The following is a 16310-nucleotide window of genomic DNA, read 5'->3' as shown; positions in this document are numbered from 1 at the left end:
AACGGGCAGCGTTACTCTGGATGGGGACCCCCATTATTGATTGCACGGCACTTTTATTGGTAGCACAGCGTTATTAACGTTATCACGCATCATCACATAGCAATGTGGTGATATACACGAATTAGTATTATCACAGGGTATTACATTGCCTATACAGCTTTTATCTCCGCAACTTGCTAACCAAATAGCAGCCGGTGAAGTGGTGGAGCGTCCTGCGTCAGTGGTTAAAGAGCTCTTGGAAAATAGCCTAGATGCTGGTGCAACAAAAATTGAAGTCGACATTGAGAAAGGCGGGCACAAGCGTATCCGCATAAAAGATAACGGCAGCGGTATTGCCAAAGAAGAACTTCAGCTTGCGCTTAGCCGTCATGCAACAAGCAAAATAGCCACATTAGATGACCTAGAGCAAATTCTATCGCTGGGCTTTCGCGGTGAAGCGCTAGCAAGTATAAGCTCGGTGAGTCGTTTAACGTTGACGTCGCGCACAGAAGCGCAAACAGAAGCGTGGCAAGCATATTGCGAAGGCCGTGAAATGGCAGTTAATGTGCAGCCAGCAGCGCATCCCGTAGGCACAACTATTGACGTTGCCGACTTATTCTACAACACACCTGCAAGGCGCAAGTTTCTTCGCACAGAGAAAACAGAGTTTCAGCACATAGAAGATGTGATTAAGCGCATTGCACTTAGCTACCCAAGTGTGTCGTTCATCTTAAAGCACAACGACAAGGTGGTTAAGCGCTTTATCGCTGATAAAGCGGGAAGTTTGTCTACCCGCATTGGTGCGGTAGTAGGTCAAAAATTTATACAGAACGCCGTTCACGTTAATACTGAATACGATGGCATTTCTATTGATGCATGGCTTGGCAATGAAACAATGCTTCGCAGCAGTAATGACTGCCAGTTTAGTTTTGTAAACGGTCGTGGTATGCGTGACAAGCTCATTATGCACGCGATAAGACAAGCATATGAAAGTGTGTGGGGTGTAATTGAGCAGCCAAGCTTTGTTGTTTACCTTACGTTAAGCCCAAAAGACGTGGATGTGAATGTACATCCGGCAAAGCACGAAGTGCGTTTTCAGCAAGGTCGTTTGGTACATGACTTTATATGTAAAACCGTTGGCGATGCGCTACATGCTATTACGTCAAATGAAGAATTTGATGAAATGGCATCCTCAAATACTTCACATCAATCCAGTTTTGGCGATACTAACGTCGCCCACGATTACATAAGACCGCTACAAGAACAGTCATCTACTCCGTCGCAGTATAGTGAAACCGGTAGTGCCTCGCCTTTAGGAGGATCTTCAGGTGGATATAACAATACAGGCTTCGGTAGAAATGCATCTTCCAGCGCTAGAAGTGGCGTTGGCGCTTTCCAGCGTCAAGCGAAAGGACCAAGTGCGGCATATCAAAGCAGCTACAACGCGCTTATGACGCCAAAAGGCGACATGGCAGATGCAAGCAGCGATAAAGAAAGCGCATTAGAGCGTTTAAATCTAACAGCAACGCAGCGTTTGTATTCTAAAAATGAAAAAATTTTCCTTCTTAGCGCCGGAAAACTTGCAAGTATTTGGTTAAGCGAACTATTTTTAAAAGCAGAGCATAGTCAGCCGCTACTGATGCCGGTAGCAATATCAAGCGAACACGTAAGTGAAGAGGTACTTGCGCACTTACGTGCGCTTCATTTTGATGTAAATAAAGCAGCAGGAAAATATCGACTGCAGCAAGTGCCTGCGGGTACACGTCACATGCCATGGCTAAAGTGGTTCAAATTTTTGTTGGCGACATCCGCTGCTGAGTCAGACATGAGCCGAGACGAATTCATAACGTGTATTGATATACCTGATAGTGCTATTGACCCTGATGTTGCAGGGCAAATTTGGTACTGGTTGGATCAGCAAAGCGAAGTGAAACAATGGGAAACGATTGAGCAATTTGCTAAAGTGCGCCCGTTAACTATTCTGCTAGATGTATGAGGTACAAAGCGTGTCCAGTGGCATAATAACTGCATCGCCAGTAGTAGCGATAATGGGCCCGACAGCATCTGGTAAAACCGGATTAGCTATTGAACTTGCCAAAAAATGCAATGGTGAGGTAATCAGCGTTGACTCGGCGCTTGTCTATAAAGGCATGGACATAGGTACGGCAAAGCCAACGCAAGAAGAACAAGCCGGTGTTAAGCATCATCTTATTGATATTATTGACCCTGCTGAAAGTTATTCTGTGTCGCAATTTGTAAACGACACCAACGCGTTAATCGGCGAAATTCTGGCTAAAGGCAAGCTTCCAATACTAGCTGGTGGCACAATGATGTACTTCAATGCCTTGATAAATGGAATTTCGCCACTACCTAAGTCGGATGAAGTGGTACGAAATGAAATAGCTGAACAAGCAAAACGCGACGGATGGGCTGTTTTACACAACGAATTATGTAGCGTAGATGCAGTAAGCGGTGAAAGAATTCACCCAAACGATCCTCAGCGAATTATGCGGGCGCTAGAAGTTTATCGCTCGACGGGTCGAACGTTAACAGAGTGGCAACAGCAAGAGGGTAGAAAATGCCCTTTCACTATTTCGCAGTTTGCTATAGCACCGGAAGATCGCGCCGTGCTGCATCAACGTATTGCTAAACGTTTCGACATTATGCTGTCGCAAGGTTTCAAACAAGAAGTTGAAAAATTATACGAACGTAATGATCTTCACGAAGACTTACCCTCTATACGTTCAGTAGGCTATCGACAAATGTGGCAGCATTTAGATGGCAAGCTTGACGCAGACGAAATGCGCGAGCGAGGAATTATTGCAACGCGGCAGCTGGCAAAAAGGCAGTTGACGTGGCTTAGAGGTTGGGAGCAAGTGTCGTGGTTGGACACATTTGCTAACGATAATTTGACTAAAATTACAGCAAAAGTCACACTTTGAATGTTGGAGTGTGTTATACATTAGACCTACTGCGGTGATTTAAGGCCACCGCAAATAATAAAAACTAAGGATATCAAATGGCTAAAGGGCAATCTTTACAAGACCCATTCTTAAACGCTTTGCGTAAGGAACGTATTCCAGTATCAATTTACTTGGTAAACGGTATTAAACTTCAGGGGCAGGTTGAATCGTTCGATCAGTTCGTCATCCTTCTGAAAAACACAGTTAGCCAAATGGTATACAAACATGCAATTTCAACAGTAGTGCCAGCACGTGCTATTACAATGCCGAGCACAGGAGATTCAGATAATAAAGGTGAATAGAATTAAAGGTAACGCGCTTGTTTGACCGTTATGAAGCCGGTGAACAGGCTGTACTTGTTCATGTAAATTTTTCCGATGAAAATAGCAAAGAAGACTTAAGTGAATTAGAGCTACTTGTGTCATCTGCAGGCGTAAATGCGGTGGAAGTTATTACCACTTCGCGCAGTGCGCCCCATGCAAAGTTTTTTGTCGGTTCAGGTAAAGCAGAAGAAATCGCTGCCGCTGTAAAAGCGCACGACGCCAACGTAGTGATTTTTAATCACGCATTGTCTCCTTCGCAAGAGCGAAATTTAGAGGCCGCGTGTAAATGCAGAGTGTTAGACAGAACTGGGCTTATTCTTGATATCTTTGCGCAACGCGCAAGAACGCATGAGGGTAAGTTACAGGTCGAGTTGGCTCAGTTGAGACACATTTCAACACGCCTTATAAGAGGGTGGACCCACCTTGAGCGTCAGAAAGGGGGGATTGGTCTTCGTGGGCCTGGTGAAACTCAGCTAGAAACAGACCGTCGATTGTTACGTGGTCGTATAAAAGCTATTCTTCGTCGTTTGGAGAAGGTGCAAAAGCAGCGCGAGCAAGGTCGCCGCTCTCGTAAACGCGCAGAAATTCCAACGGTATCCTTAGTTGGCTACACGAACGCGGGTAAATCGACGCTGTTTAACACTATTACCGACTCTCACGTTTATGCAGCCGATCAATTGTTTGCAACACTCGACCCCACACTACGCAAAATTGAATTAAAAGACGTTGGGCCTGCTATTTTAGCAGACACCGTTGGTTTTATTCGTCACTTACCTCATGACTTGGTAGCGGCGTTTAAAGCAACGCTTCAAGAGACTCAAGAAGCAGACCTACTATTGCACGTTGTAGATATCGCGGATGCGAAATATCGAGAGACAATGGACGAAGTAAATGATGTACTTGAAGAAATTGAAGCGGGTGAAATTCAACAATTACTAATCTGTAATAAGATTGATAAACTAGACGATGTTAATCCGCGTATAGAAAGAAACGATGAAGGCGTGCCCGTGCGTGTGTGGTTATCTGCACAAACTGGTGAAGGGACGGAATTGTTAAGCCAAGCGCTTACCGAGTGTTTAGGTAAGAGTATGGTGAATTACACATTAAAAATTCCGCCAGCGCACAGCAGACTTCGCGGCGTGCTTTACGAGCTAAATTGTATTGCTAATGAAGAATACGACAGTCAGGGAGATTGGGTTGTTGACGTAAGAATGCCCACTGCCGACTGGAATAGGCTTGAAAAACGTTTAGAAAACGGAATATCAGAGTATGTTGTGCGACATTAGTTGGCGTTAACGTCAGCGGTGCATGCTAATTTCAAAAAAATATAACAGTAATCTATGGAGTATCAGCATGGCTTGGAACGAGCCGGGTGGCAATAATAACGACCCGTGGAAAAATCGCGGTGGGAAAGAGCAAGGTCCCCCAGATTTAGACGATGTATTTAAGAACTTGTTTGGCAAGTTTGGTAAATCAGGCGGTAACGGTGGCGGCTCTGGCAAAAGCTTGGGTGGCATCGGTGCTGGTATACTTGTAGGCCTACTGGTTGCTATTTGGTTTATCAGCGGCTTTTACACTATCCGTGAAGCGGAGCGCGGCGTAGTGTTGCGCTTTGGTGAATATCATCAGCAAGTAGAACCGGGTCTTCGTTGGGCACCAACATTTATCGATACCGTAATTCCTGTTGACGTCCAATCTATCCGCGACCAGTCTTCATCGGGCTCTATGCTCACCGAAGACGAAAACGTGGTTAGCGTTCAAATGGAAATGCAGTTCAGAGTGGTTGACCCATACCGCTGGACATTTGCAGTTGAAAGCCCTGAGCAAAGCTTAAGCCAGTCGCTAGACAGTGCTATTCGCTACGTAGTTGGTCACTCAACAATGGATGACGTACTTACCGACGGTCGTGAGGTTACACGCCAACGCGTTTGGGAAGAGCTTCAGTCGATTATCGAACCTTATAACATGGGCGTATCGATTATTGATATGAACTTCCGTGATGCTCGCCCACCAGAGCAAGTAAAAGACGCGTTCGATGACGCCATTGCTGCACAGGAAGACGAGCAACGCTTTATTCGTGAAGCTGAAGCCTACGCAAGAGAAATTGAACCACGTGCTCGTGGTCAAGTTAACCGTATGAATGAAGAAGCCCAAGCGTATAAAGAACGTGTAACGCTTGAGGCACAGGGTGAAGTAGCGCGCTTTAACGAGCTACTACCACAATACGAAAAAGCGCCGCAGGTAACACGTGAGCGTATTTACCTTGAAACCATGGAAGAAGTATTGGGTAACACCAGTAAAATTATGGTGGATAGCAAAGGTGGAAATAACATGATGTATCTTCCACTAGATAAAATCATGGAGCGCCAACAGTCTTCAAACACGCCGCGTTCGCGCAACACACTAGAAGGTCTACAAGCGCCGGTAACTGATGCGAACGGTGCAAGCCGTAATTCATCACCGACGTCAGGTCTTCGCGGTAATAGCTTCAGAGAGGGGAGATAATAGCTATGAAGAATTTATTTATTGCTGCTGCTGTCCTTCTTGTACTGCTAGCGTCGGGCTCTTTGTTTGCCGTTAAAGAAGGTGAGCGAGCTATTGTAATTCAGTTTGGTAAAGTTCAGCGCGATGACGCAACGGGCGATACGCGCGTGTTCGAGCCTGGCTTACACTTTAAACTGCCGTTCATCGACTCTGTTCGCCATCTTGATGCGCGTATTCAGACCCTTGATGGTACACCGGACCGCTTTGTAACGAGTGAAAAGAAAGATCTTATCGTTGATTCATACGTTAAATGGCGTATTGATGACTTCGCTCGCTACTATCTGTCTACAGGTGGCAACAAGCTACAAGCTGAAGCACTATTGAAGCAGAAAGTGAACAATGGTCTTCGTTCAGAGTTTGGTACACGTACCATTGCGCAAATCGTGTCGGGCGAGCGCTCTGCATTGATGAACCAAGCAATGGAGCAAGCTTCTACTTCATCTGACGAGCTAGGTATTGAAATTGTTGATGTTCGCGTTAAGCAAATTAACCTACCTACTGAAGTAAGTAATTCAATCTTCCAGCGTATGCGTGCAGAGCGTGCGGCGGTGGCAAGAGAGCACCGTTCAGAAGGTCAGGAACAGGCTGAAGTGATTAAGGCAAACATCGACGCTAAAGTAACGGTAATGCTTGCTGACGCAGAGCGTAATGCAAGACAGCTTCGCGGTGAAGGTGATGCATTAGCTGCTCAAATTTACGCAGATGCCTATTCGCAAAATGCTGACTTCTATAGCTTCTTGCGCAGTATGGATGCTTACAAGCAAAGCTTTAACAGCAAACAAGATGTAATGGTAATTGCGCCAGACAGCGACTTCTTCAAATACATGAACCAGTCAAAGGGCAACTAATTACATTTGCTAGGTAAATGACAGAAAAGCCAGTCAATTGACTGGCTTTTTTTATGCCGCTGTAAACCTTTAAACCCCTGTTTTTACGTACTAACCTTTAACCGTCTTTACGTGGTTAGTGATGGCGAGTTGCGCTGATTTACTGCTATCACTGCCAAAATCACTAGAGATCGGGTAAAATACCACCGAATTATTAAAAAAAGCTGCACCACTCATTTGTACGACGCATTGCCGTCCCAGCGATGCATTCGATAAGCAGGTGCGAATAAAACGACAGAGGGAACGTTTTGACAACCGAAAACACAAATACAGTTTCCGTCGATAATAACGACGGAAAGGGTGGTTTATTCTCGCGATTTCTTACCACCGTAGAATTTTTAGGTAACTTACTACCTCACCCAGTAACACTTTTCGCTTTGCTTTCGCTGTTTATCGTAGTGTTAAGCGGCGTATTAGGGTACTTCGATATTGCCGTTGCTGATCCACGTCCAGCAGGTGCTAAAGGTCGCGAAGCTGACGGCATGATTGAAGTTATCTCGTTAATGAGTGCTGAAGGATTACAACGCATCGTTACAGGCCTTGTAACAAACTTCACTGGCTTTGCTCCCCTTGGTACTGTGCTTGTTGCATTACTTGGCGTGTCTGTAGCCGAGCATTCTGGTTTGCTGTCAGCGGCCATGCGTGCGCTTGTTATGAACGCATCAAAGCGCGCGGTAACCTTTGCCATTGTTTTTGCAGGCATCATCTCAAACACGGCATCAGAACTAGGCTACGTTGTTCTAATCCCTCTTGCAGCAATGATATTCCATTCGTTAGGTCGCCATCCACTAGCTGGTCTTGCTGCGGCCTTTGCGGGTGTTTCAGCAGGCTATAGTGCAAACTTATTACTGGGTACTGTAGACCCATTATTATCCGGTATAACAGAAGCCGCGGCGCATATGATTGACCCCGACTACGCGGTTGGTCCAGAGGTTAACTGGTACTTTATGTTTATCAGTACTTTTGTTGTCGCGACCATGGGCGCGCTGGTAACAGAAAAGGTAGTAGAGCCTCGTTTAGGGAAGTTTGATGAGTCTGAAGCCTCTATCGATTTAGGTAAGCAGTCTATGGATGCACCTACCGATATCGAGAAAAAAGGCCTGCGTTGGGCAGGTATTTCTTTTGCTGTGGTATGTGCAATTTTGGCTCTAACGGTAGTACCGGAGAACGGTATTTTACGTCATCCTGAGACGGGTGAAGTTGCTGGCTCGCCGTTTCTTAAAGGCATTGTAGCGTTTATATTTATTACCTTTGCGGTTCCCGGTTTTGTTTATGGCAAAGTAACGGGGTCGATGAAAAACGACAAAGATGTCATAGATGCGATGTCTAAAAGTATGGGCGCAATGGGTCTGTACATTACGCTTGTTTTCTTTGCCGCTCAATTTGTTGCATTTTTCAAATGGACAAACTTAGGAACGGTATTAGCGGTAAAAGGCGCGGCACTACTTCAAGCCGCTGGCCTTGATGGTCCGTCAGTATTTATTTTGTTTATTCTTATGTGTGGTGTGGTAAACCTGTCATTAGGCAGTGCGTCAGCACAGTGGGCAGTAACAGCGCCTATTTTTGTACCCATGCTAATGCTAATCGGATACGCGCCAGAGGTTATTCAGGCTGCGTACCGTATTGGTGACTCGGTTACCAACGTTATAGCGCCGATGATGAGTTACTTTGGCCTAATATTGGCTATGGCAGCGCGCTACAAAAAGGATTTGGGCATGGGAACCTTGATTGCCATGATGCTACCTTATTCGATGGTGTTTATCGTAGGTTGGACTTTACTGTTCTACGTCTGGGTATTCCTATTAGGTATGCCAGTAGGCCCAGGTGCGGCAACTTATTATCAGCCATAGATAAGACTCTAGCAGTAAAACTTAAAAAGGCGGCGTCCGAATAGGTAGCCGCCTTTTTTGTATTCAAAATTCAGTCGTTTAATCTGTGAGTTTTCGTCTGTGTTCAGATCAAAAAACACTAATATTCAGTATACTACTAGTATTAAATTGTAGTCGGCGTGTAAAAGATAAATTCGATTCAGCATAGCTTTGAAAATTAACGCCGCTGAATAACATCGTCTTGCTGACAAAATATGCAGTACTTCTTGGAAAAACGGTAAATGAAATATAAATCGAATAAGGGTTTTACCCACGGACAAGCTGATAAAATTGGTGTGTTGGTTACAAACTTGGGTACGCCTGAAGCGCCAACGAAGCAAGCCTTACGCCCCTATTTGAAAGAGTTTCTGTCAGATCCACGGGTGGTGGAAGTGCCAAAAGCCATTTGGTGGTTTGTGCTTAACCTGATTATTCTGAACATTAGACCAAAGCGTTCAGCAGAGGCTTATTCAACGGTTTGGACCGAAGATGGCTCGCCGTTGTTGTCTATTACCAAAGCGCAATCTGAAGCTATTGCAGAGCGTTGTAAGGCCACTTATGGCGATGACGTGGTGGTAGATTTTGCTATGCGTTATGGCAATCCAGCTATATCAGACGTTATCGAGCGCATGTTATCCCAAGGCGTGCGAAAGCTTGTTGTGTTGCCGCTTTATCCTCAATACAGCGCCTCTACGACAGGCTCTACATTCGACGCTATTGCCAAAGATTTTACGTCGCGCCGCTGGTTGCCAGAGCTTCGTTTTGTAAATAGCTATAACGACAGAGACGGCTTTATTACTGCACTAGCAAATAAGGTAAAAGCCCATTGGGAAAAGCACGGCAGGGCGGATAAGTTAATACTGTCTTATCATGGTATTCCAAAACGCTACCTTATGAATGGTGACCCATACCATTGTGAGTGCCACAAAACGTCTCGTTTGCTTGCAGAAAAGTTAGGGCTTAGCAGCGATGAATACATGACCACATTTCAATCGCGTTTCGGTCGTGAAGAATGGTTAAAACCTTATACCGATGAAACGTTAAAATCGCTGCCGGGTAAAGGCGTCAAATCAATTCAAATCATGTGCCCAGGCTTTTCTGCCGATTGCCTAGAAACTATCGAAGAGATAGGTGAAGAAAATCACGAATACTTTATGGAAGCAGGCGGCGAACGTTACGAATATATCGAGGCGTTAAATAGTGATGAAGAACATATAGATGTGCTTTTCGATATCGTTAAGGAAAATTTGCACGGATGGACTGTTCAATCAGACAATGGCCTACGAGCTGGTCTAGCTCGAGCTTTAGGTGCAGATAAATAGCCATAGCTAATCAGGCGTAAGTAAACCAGAAAAGGCAAATAAAGATAAACAAAGGGGAGCGACATGGAAGTAAAAGCGCCAAGTGAACTGTTAAAAGCACAAAAGCTTGCTAACTTGCTGGATACGGCAGTCAAGCTTCCCATTATTCCTATAAGAATAGGCTTAGACTCGCTAATCGGCCTTATCCCCGGAGCGGGGGACGCACTTATGCTATTTATCTCGCTGCGCATCGTGTGGCTAGGCAAGTCACTTGGCATGCCTAAAGCACTTATAGCCCAAATGATAAAAAATTCTGTTATCGACTTTGCTTTGGGCTTTATTCCCTTCATTGGAGATATTGTCGATATTTTCTACAAAGCCAATCAAAAAAATGTGCGCATAATGGAACGCTGGTGGATATCACAGAACAAGGCTAATGTAGATAAGGCAACGCAGCAAGCGCTCGAAACATGGGCGGCGCAACAGGATGCGAACTAAATGTAGTGCATCTAAGTTGCTAAAAAATAAATCGTTTTTAAGGTTATACCCGTAGCAATGAACTAAACGCGTCAAATTTACCAACACTTTACAAGGAGTGTGCAGTACATGAAAGCGTCAGATTTATTCGTTAAAGCATTAGAAGCTGAGGGTGTTGAATACATATTTGGCATACCCGGTGAAGAAAACCTCGATTTACTAGAATCACTTCGAAACTCCTCTATAAAATTAGTCTTAACTCGCCACGAACAAGGTGCTGGGTTTATGGCTGCCACTTATGGTCGACTTACAGGAAAGGTAGGCGTTTGCTTATCAACGCTGGGCCCTGGTGCAACTAATTTGGTGACGCCAGCGGCGTATGCCCAGTTAGGTGCTATGCCAATATTGATGATAACCGGGCAAAAACCCATTAAAACCAGCAAGCAAGGGCGTTTTCAGGTTATTGATATCGTGGATATGATGCGACCCATTACCAAATTCACTACGCAGATTGTTAGTGGCGATCGCATTCCATCTACAGTTAGAGAAGCATTTAGATTAGCGCACGAAGAGCGCCCGGGTGCAGTGCATATAGAATTACCTGAAGACATTGCTGCCGAACAAACAACGGCAGAGTTGCTTGAGCCTAGTGTGTCTAGAAGGCCTATCGCAGAGTACAAAGCAATTTCACATGCAATAAGCATGATAGAAGAGGCGCACTCGCCTTTATTGCTAATTGGCGCAGGTGCAAACCGAAAGCTTACAGCGAAAATGTTGCGCGAGTTTGTCGATAAAACCTGTATTCCTTTTGTTACTACGCAAATGGGCAAAGGCGTACTCAACGAAAGCGATTCTCGCTTTGCCGGTAATACAGCACTGTCAGACGGCGATTTTGTGCATCGTGCTATTGAGCGTGCCGACTTAATCATTAATGTGGGTCACGACGTTGTAGAAAAGCCCCCCTTCTTTATGCATCACAACGACAAAAAAGTGATCCACGTAAATTTCGAGACAGCCGCTGTCGACCCCGTTTATTTTCCTCAGTTAGAGGTAGTTGGCGATATTGCCAATAGTATTTGGCAAATAAAAGAAGGCATTACCCCGCAAGACAATTGGAAACTAGACTTCTACCAAGACGTACATGACGCGTATGTAAAGCATAGGGCTGAGGCTGAGGATGATAATCGATTCCCAATTTTGCCCGAGCGATTCGTAAGAGACATAAGAAAAGTGATGCCCGATAACGGCATTGTTACGCTAGATAACGGTGTTTATAAAATTTGGTTTGCACGTAACTATCCCGCATATCACCCAAATACCTTACTGTTAGATAATGCGCTTGCCACTATGGGGGCAGGGCTTCCTTCGGCTATTGCTGCCAAAATAGTGAAGCCTGATGTTCCAGTGGTTAGCGTGTGTGGTGATGGCGGCTTTATGATGAATAGCCAAGAGATTGAAACGGCGGTTAGGTTAAAGCTTGATCTTGTCGTCATTATTTTGCGTGACGATGCGTATGGCATGATCAAATGGAAGCAGGCCAATATGCAGTTTGACGAGTTTGGCTTAAATTACGGCAATCCAAACTTTGTTAAATATGCACAAAGCTATGGCGCGAGAGGTTGGCGAGTAGACGATACCGACGTACTTATTCCTATGGTTGAAACGTGTTTAAACACGCCAGGGGTGCATATTATCGACTGCCCTGTTGATTACAGTATGAATGACAAAACACTGAATCAAACCATAAAAGAATTAAGCGCGAAGCTGTAAATCTAAGGCAAACAAATAAGGAGTCAATACATGTTGAAGGACAGTTATCCCTACTACCTTGCAAATAAAGCCTATTTTGCGAATACCGATTTAGACGTAACGAACAAATACACGGGTGACGTTGCCACCAGGGTGGCAATGGCCGATGCCACCGTAATAGATAAAGCCATAGCGGCAGCCGAAAAGGCGCAACCTGCTATGACAGCCATGGCACCCTACGAGCGTCAGGCAGTGTTAGAGCACTGCGTGAAACGCTTTACAGAGCGTGCCGATGAATTAGCACAAGCTTTATGCATTGAAGCGGGTAAACCGATTAAAGATGCAAAAGGCGAAGTTACTCGTTTAATTGATACCTTTAAAATTGCTGCTGAAGAGTCGGTAAGAATAAATGGCGAAGTGGTGAACCTTGAAATATCCGCGCGAGCAAAAGGGTATCAAGGCATGACGAAAAAGGTTCCTATAGGGCCGTGTTCGTTCATATCACCTTTTAATTTCCCACTTAACTTAGCTGCACACAAAGTAGCCCCAGCCATCGCCGCGGGCTGTACTTTCGTACTGAAGCCTGCGTCGCGCACACCTATTGGTGCGCTGATTATTGGCGAAGTGTTAGCAGAAACCGATTTACCCGAAGGCGCATTCTCTATTTTGCCGTGTAGCCGTGATGGTGCGGATTTATTTACAACCGATGAACGGCTTAAACTGCTTAGCTTTACGGGCTCGCCAGATGTGGGTTGGGCATTGAAGGCGAAAGCCGGTAAAAAGCCTGTGGTGTTAGAACTTGGTGGAAATGCAGCATGCATTGTTGATGAAGACGCAGACATAGAAGATGCCATTGAGCGTGTGATCATTGGTGCTTATTATCAGTCTGGTCAAAGCTGTATTAGCGTGCAGCGGTTATTAGTGCACAGTAAGATTTATGAAGAGTTTAAAGAGCGCTATGTAAACAAAGTAAAGGCATTGGTGTCTGGCGACCCATCAAAAGAAGATACGTTTATCGGTCCAATGATTTCAGAAGGTGAAGCCGAGCGACTTCACGGATGGATTGAAGAAGCTAAGTCAAAAGGGGCAACCATATTATGTGGTGGTACACGTGACGGGGCTATGTTAGAGGCAACGGTAATGGAAAACGTACCGAAAGACTGCGATGCAAGCGCCGAAGAAGCGTTTGGCCCGCTTTCTATACTTATGCCGTTTGACGACTACGACAGTGCTTTAGATGAGGTCAACAACAGTCGTTATGGATTACAAGCTGGCGTATTCACTCGTGACATCTATAAGGCTCATAAAGCATGGGATGTGCTAGATGTAGGTGGTGTGGTTATTGGTGATGTACCCAGCTGGCGGGTAGACAATATGCCCTATGGTGGTGTTAAAGACTCTGGCTTAGGTAGAGAAGGCATTCGCTATGCTATAGAGGATATGACGGAAACAAGACTTATGGTTATTCGTACGCCGTAGCCTCTGAATTTCGATGTTGTAACCTCCAAACCAACAAAAAAAACAACTAGGCAAAAAGCGAACGAGATCGAAAAAGGCGCACTAAGCGCCTTTTTTATTTTCAAACATATTACGGCGTTAACCGTAAAAATTGTATTCATTATGGCTTAGTCTGCCGCGTACTCTTCTAACAACGCAAGTGGAATAACATCGAGCGCTTTTTCGTGGGTGGCTTCTAGCCTTACTTTAGGTGCAACACCTGCCTCATAGGCTTGTAACCATCGTGCCGCACACAAACACCATCTGTCGCCGTCTAGTAAACCGGGAAACTCCATACTTGGCCATGGTGTAATAAGGTCGTTTCCTTGACGAAGCGAGAACTGCAAAAATTCATCGGTCACAATAGCGCAAACACTGTGGTTGCCAACATCGGCACTAGGTACATAACAGAAACCTTCTCGGGTATATCCCGTATTACCGCAACATAACTGAAGTGGACGTCCATAGACATTTTTTGCGTTCGCCAAAATCAAATACCTCTTAAACTACGTATTATGCAATGTTGACTCACATTACGTTCGTGGGTTCCATGGGTCAACTATAAGCCAGAACTTGGGGTAATTCTGTTTCGATGATTATTCGTAAATCAGTACGTAAAAGACAGAAAACGGATGACACCGCTCTGCTCTGTGTTTCGAAGCCAAGGGTTTTGAGGTGCTGGGCTTCGAAAGACTGTGCTTTCAGACACTGTGCCACAAGAAAGTAAAATAGTAGGTAAAGGGTAAAAACATATGCTGGATAAAAGCCAAAAGACAGGTAGCGTTAATTTTTCTGAAGAGGAAGTTGAGAAGTTTGATGCATTGGCTGAAAGCTGGTGGAACCCTAAGGGCAAATACAAAACTGCGCTTGAGTTTAATCGCGCTAGGCTTGAAGTCATTAAGTCTCAAATCAATAGTCATTTCGGTATTCATCACAACAAAAAAGGTTACTCATCATTGTCTATTATCGACATTGGTAGCGGCGGTGGTTTGATAAGTGAACCTTTGGCCGGTTTAGGGGCCAACGTCACGGGTATTGATGCCAGCGCGGTAAGTGTTGAAGTTGCTACGCGCCATGCCGCACAAAATAATGTCGATGTTACCTACAAACATATGCTTTCTAGCGAAATGGTGAAAGAAGGAAAGCAGTATGACGTGGTTATTAATGCCGAGGTAGTCGAGCATGTGCCTGATCAACAGCAGCTTATTCAAGAATGTGCCAGTATGGTAAAACCTGGTGGCCTGCTTGTGCTGGCGACATTAAACAGAACGCTGAAAAGCTTGATTATTGCTATTATTGGTGCGGAATACGTGATGCGTTATTTGCCCATTGGCACTCACGATTGGCGTAAATTTGTAAAACCGCAAGAGCTTGAAGCATGGGTAGGCACTGACTTTTCACTACAGCATCAAATAGGCATGAAGCTTAATCCTCTGAAGGGGGAATGGATAGTTACGCCTAGCTTGAGTGTTAACTATATCCAAGCGTTTTCGAAACATGAATAGGGGTAATGCGTTTACATAAGTCCTGTTTATTCACCGTATATAGTTTTTAAATAGTATGGAGTGGTATACGTTAAAAAAATGATAACACTATGTAATAAAGCGTTTTTATTTTTGCACCGTGGGCCTATTAGCTAAATTTTTACTTAAAGGCTACATTAAAGTAATTTAATCAGGCTTGATCTTCACAATTGATTTACATGATAGTTACAAGGTCGGACCACCTGTCGTGTTCCGCGTAACTACCGTGAGACATACCGATGAAAATAATCAAAAGCGCTCTAACCGCCGCTTTACTAGTCGCAACGCTTCTATCCGGGGGCGTTAGTGCTGGTACGTTTGCAAAAACAAAATATCCAATAGTTCTAGTACATGGTTTATTCGGATACGAAGATATCCTAGGCGCTGACTATTTTTATAAAATTCCACAACGTCTAACGCGTAATGGTGCAACCGTCTTCGTCGCCGAAGTTTCTCCCGCTAATTCTTCAGAGGTTCGCGGCGAGCAACTTCTAACCTATGTGAATGAAGTCCTCGCAATCACTGGCGCACAAAAGGTAAACCTGATCGGGCACAGTCATGGCAGCCCAACGTCGCGCTATGTAGCTAGTGTTGCGCCTGAAAAAGTGGCTTCGGTTACGTCTGTTGGCGGGGTAAATTGGGGAAGTAAAACGGCAGACCAACTTCGAGAAACGTTAACAGAAGGCAGTATAGGCGAGGGAGCTGCAGGGTTAGCGGTTAACGCGTTCGCAGAGCTTATTGAACTAGCATCTGGTTCAGATCCAAGAGACAAGCCCACTGACTCACTTGCAGCGTTAAATTCGCTTACGACCGAAGGGTCAATTGAGTTCAACGAGAAATACCCAGAAGGGGTACCGTCTGCATATTGCCGTAACGACGGTAAAAAGTATGCTGAAAATGGCGTAGTGTACTTCTCTTGGAGCGGTGGAGTAACACTAACTAATATCCTCGATCCTGTAGATGGTCCGCTGACAATCACAGGTTTAGAGTACGGTGAGCCAAACGACGGGTTGGTGGCTTCATGTAGTTCACACTTAGGGCAAGTGCTTAAAGACAACTACCGAATGAATCATATGGACGAGGTGAACCAAACGCTTGGTATCACTAGCTGGTTTGAAACAAGCCCTGTAGCTGTGTTTTTGAATCATGCACAAAGACTCAAAAGACACGGCCTGTAGTGAAGAAGTATTTGATTTTGA

At 44.9% G+C, this 16310-nt stretch carries 14 protein-coding genes; 13 read left to right on the top strand and 1 reads right to left on the bottom strand.

Features of this window, described 5'->3' with window-relative positions; genetic code table 11:
- The first annotated feature begins 145 nt into the window (after positions 1-145).
- The 11 genes from mutL (at position 146) to ACGHAV_RS02900 (ending at position 13570) form a co-directional block, all read left to right on the top strand.
- A complete protein-coding gene (gene mutL, locus ACGHAV_RS02950; RefSeq protein ID WP_390376229.1) occupies positions 146-1975 on the top strand; it encodes a DNA mismatch repair endonuclease MutL in 1830 nt (609 codons plus the stop codon).
- Complete coding sequence (miaA, locus tag ACGHAV_RS02945) at positions 1968-2921, top strand: tRNA (adenosine(37)-N6)-dimethylallyltransferase MiaA (protein WP_390376226.1); 954 nt, start codon at positions 1968-1970, stop codon at positions 2919-2921. Before mutL ends, miaA begins: the two co-directional genes overlap by 8 nt.
- A 77-nt stretch (positions 2922-2998) precedes the next feature.
- Positions 2999-3244, top strand: a complete 246-nt coding sequence (gene hfq, locus ACGHAV_RS02940; RefSeq protein ID WP_334013871.1) for an RNA chaperone Hfq — start codon at positions 2999-3001, stop codon at positions 3242-3244.
- A gap of 17 nt (positions 3245-3261) precedes the next feature.
- Complete coding sequence (hflX, locus tag ACGHAV_RS02935) at positions 3262-4551, top strand: ribosome rescue GTPase HflX (protein WP_390376223.1); 1290 nt, start codon at positions 3262-3264, stop codon at positions 4549-4551.
- 67 nt (positions 4552-4618) lie between these two features.
- Complete coding sequence (hflK, locus tag ACGHAV_RS02930; RefSeq protein ID WP_334013869.1) at positions 4619-5770, top strand: FtsH protease activity modulator HflK; 1152 nt, start codon at positions 4619-4621, stop codon at positions 5768-5770.
- A 5-nt stretch (positions 5771-5775) separates the two neighbouring features.
- A complete protein-coding gene (gene hflC / locus ACGHAV_RS02925) occupies positions 5776-6657 on the top strand; it encodes a protease modulator HflC (RefSeq protein WP_390376220.1) in 882 nt (293 codons plus the stop codon).
- Between the two features lie 287 nt (positions 6658-6944).
- On the top strand, positions 6945-8546 hold the full coding sequence (locus ACGHAV_RS02920; RefSeq protein WP_390376217.1) for an AbgT family transporter: 1602 nt from the start codon (positions 6945-6947) through the stop codon (positions 8544-8546).
- 260 nt (positions 8547-8806) lie between these two features.
- Positions 8807-9886 (top strand): ferrochelatase, encoded by a 1080-nt coding sequence (gene hemH, locus ACGHAV_RS02915; protein ID WP_390376214.1) that lies wholly within the window; start codon positions 8807-8809, stop codon positions 9884-9886.
- Between the two features lie 63 nt (positions 9887-9949).
- Positions 9950-10363: a DUF4112 domain-containing protein gene (locus tag ACGHAV_RS02910; RefSeq protein WP_390376211.1), complete on the top strand. Its 414-nt coding sequence runs from the start codon at positions 9950-9952 to the stop codon at positions 10361-10363.
- A gap of 108 nt (positions 10364-10471) precedes the next feature.
- Positions 10472-12112, top strand: a complete 1641-nt coding sequence (locus ACGHAV_RS02905) for an acetolactate synthase large subunit (protein WP_390376208.1) — start codon at positions 10472-10474, stop codon at positions 12110-12112.
- 30 nt (positions 12113-12142) lie between these two features.
- Complete coding sequence (locus tag ACGHAV_RS02900; protein ID WP_390376205.1) at positions 12143-13570, top strand: aldehyde dehydrogenase family protein; 1428 nt, start codon at positions 12143-12145, stop codon at positions 13568-13570.
- 146 nt (positions 13571-13716) lie between these two features.
- On the opposite strand, the gene ACGHAV_RS02895 is transcribed toward ACGHAV_RS02900, so the two are convergent.
- Positions 13717-14076, bottom strand: a complete 360-nt coding sequence (locus tag ACGHAV_RS02895; RefSeq protein WP_334013862.1) for a DUF2237 domain-containing protein — start codon at positions 14074-14076, stop codon at positions 13717-13719.
- 264 nt (positions 14077-14340) lie between these two features.
- On the opposite strand from ACGHAV_RS02895, the gene ubiG reads away from it, so the two are divergent.
- Both ubiG and ACGHAV_RS02885 read left to right on the top strand, forming a co-directional pair.
- A complete protein-coding gene (gene ubiG, locus ACGHAV_RS02890) occupies positions 14341-15093 on the top strand; it encodes a bifunctional 2-polyprenyl-6-hydroxyphenol methylase/3-demethylubiquinol 3-O-methyltransferase UbiG (protein ID WP_390376202.1) in 753 nt (250 codons plus the stop codon).
- 257 nt (positions 15094-15350) lie between these two features.
- Positions 15351-16289 (top strand): esterase/lipase family protein, encoded by a 939-nt coding sequence (locus tag ACGHAV_RS02885; protein WP_390376199.1) that lies wholly within the window; start codon positions 15351-15353, stop codon positions 16287-16289.
- Positions 16290-16310: the final 21 nt, after the last annotated feature.

It is taken from the genome of Alteromonas sp. MTD1 (assembly GCF_042848195.1).
Classification (GTDB): Bacteria; Pseudomonadota; Gammaproteobacteria; order Enterobacterales; family Alteromonadaceae; genus Alteromonas.
The sequence above is the reverse complement of the archived record's forward strand: the minus strand, read 5'-3'. Positions and strand labels throughout refer to the sequence as shown.

Coding starts and splice junctions, on each gene's coding strand:
- ACGHAV_RS02885 (WP_390376199.1), top strand. CDS start 15,351: ATGAAAATAATCAAAAGCGCTCTAACCGCCGCTTTACTAGTCGCAACG.
- hfq (WP_334013871.1), top strand. CDS start 2,999: ATGGCTAAAGGGCAATCTTTACAAGACCCATTCTTAAACGCTTTGCGT.
- hflK (WP_334013869.1), top strand. CDS start 4,619: ATGGCTTGGAACGAGCCGGGTGGCAATAATAACGACCCGTGGAAAAAT.
- ACGHAV_RS02910 (WP_390376211.1), top strand. CDS start 9,950: ATGGAAGTAAAAGCGCCAAGTGAACTGTTAAAAGCACAAAAGCTTGCT.
- ACGHAV_RS02900 (WP_390376205.1), top strand. CDS start 12,143: ATGTTGAAGGACAGTTATCCCTACTACCTTGCAAATAAAGCCTATTTT.
- hemH (WP_390376214.1), top strand. CDS start 8,807: ATGAAATATAAATCGAATAAGGGTTTTACCCACGGACAAGCTGATAAA.
- miaA (WP_390376226.1), top strand. CDS start 1,968: ATGTATGAGGTACAAAGCGTGTCCAGTGGCATAATAACTGCATCGCCA.
- ACGHAV_RS02905 (WP_390376208.1), top strand. CDS start 10,472: ATGAAAGCGTCAGATTTATTCGTTAAAGCATTAGAAGCTGAGGGTGTT.
- hflC (WP_390376220.1), top strand. CDS start 5,776: ATGAAGAATTTATTTATTGCTGCTGCTGTCCTTCTTGTACTGCTAGCG.
- ubiG (WP_390376202.1), top strand. CDS start 14,341: ATGCTGGATAAAAGCCAAAAGACAGGTAGCGTTAATTTTTCTGAAGAG.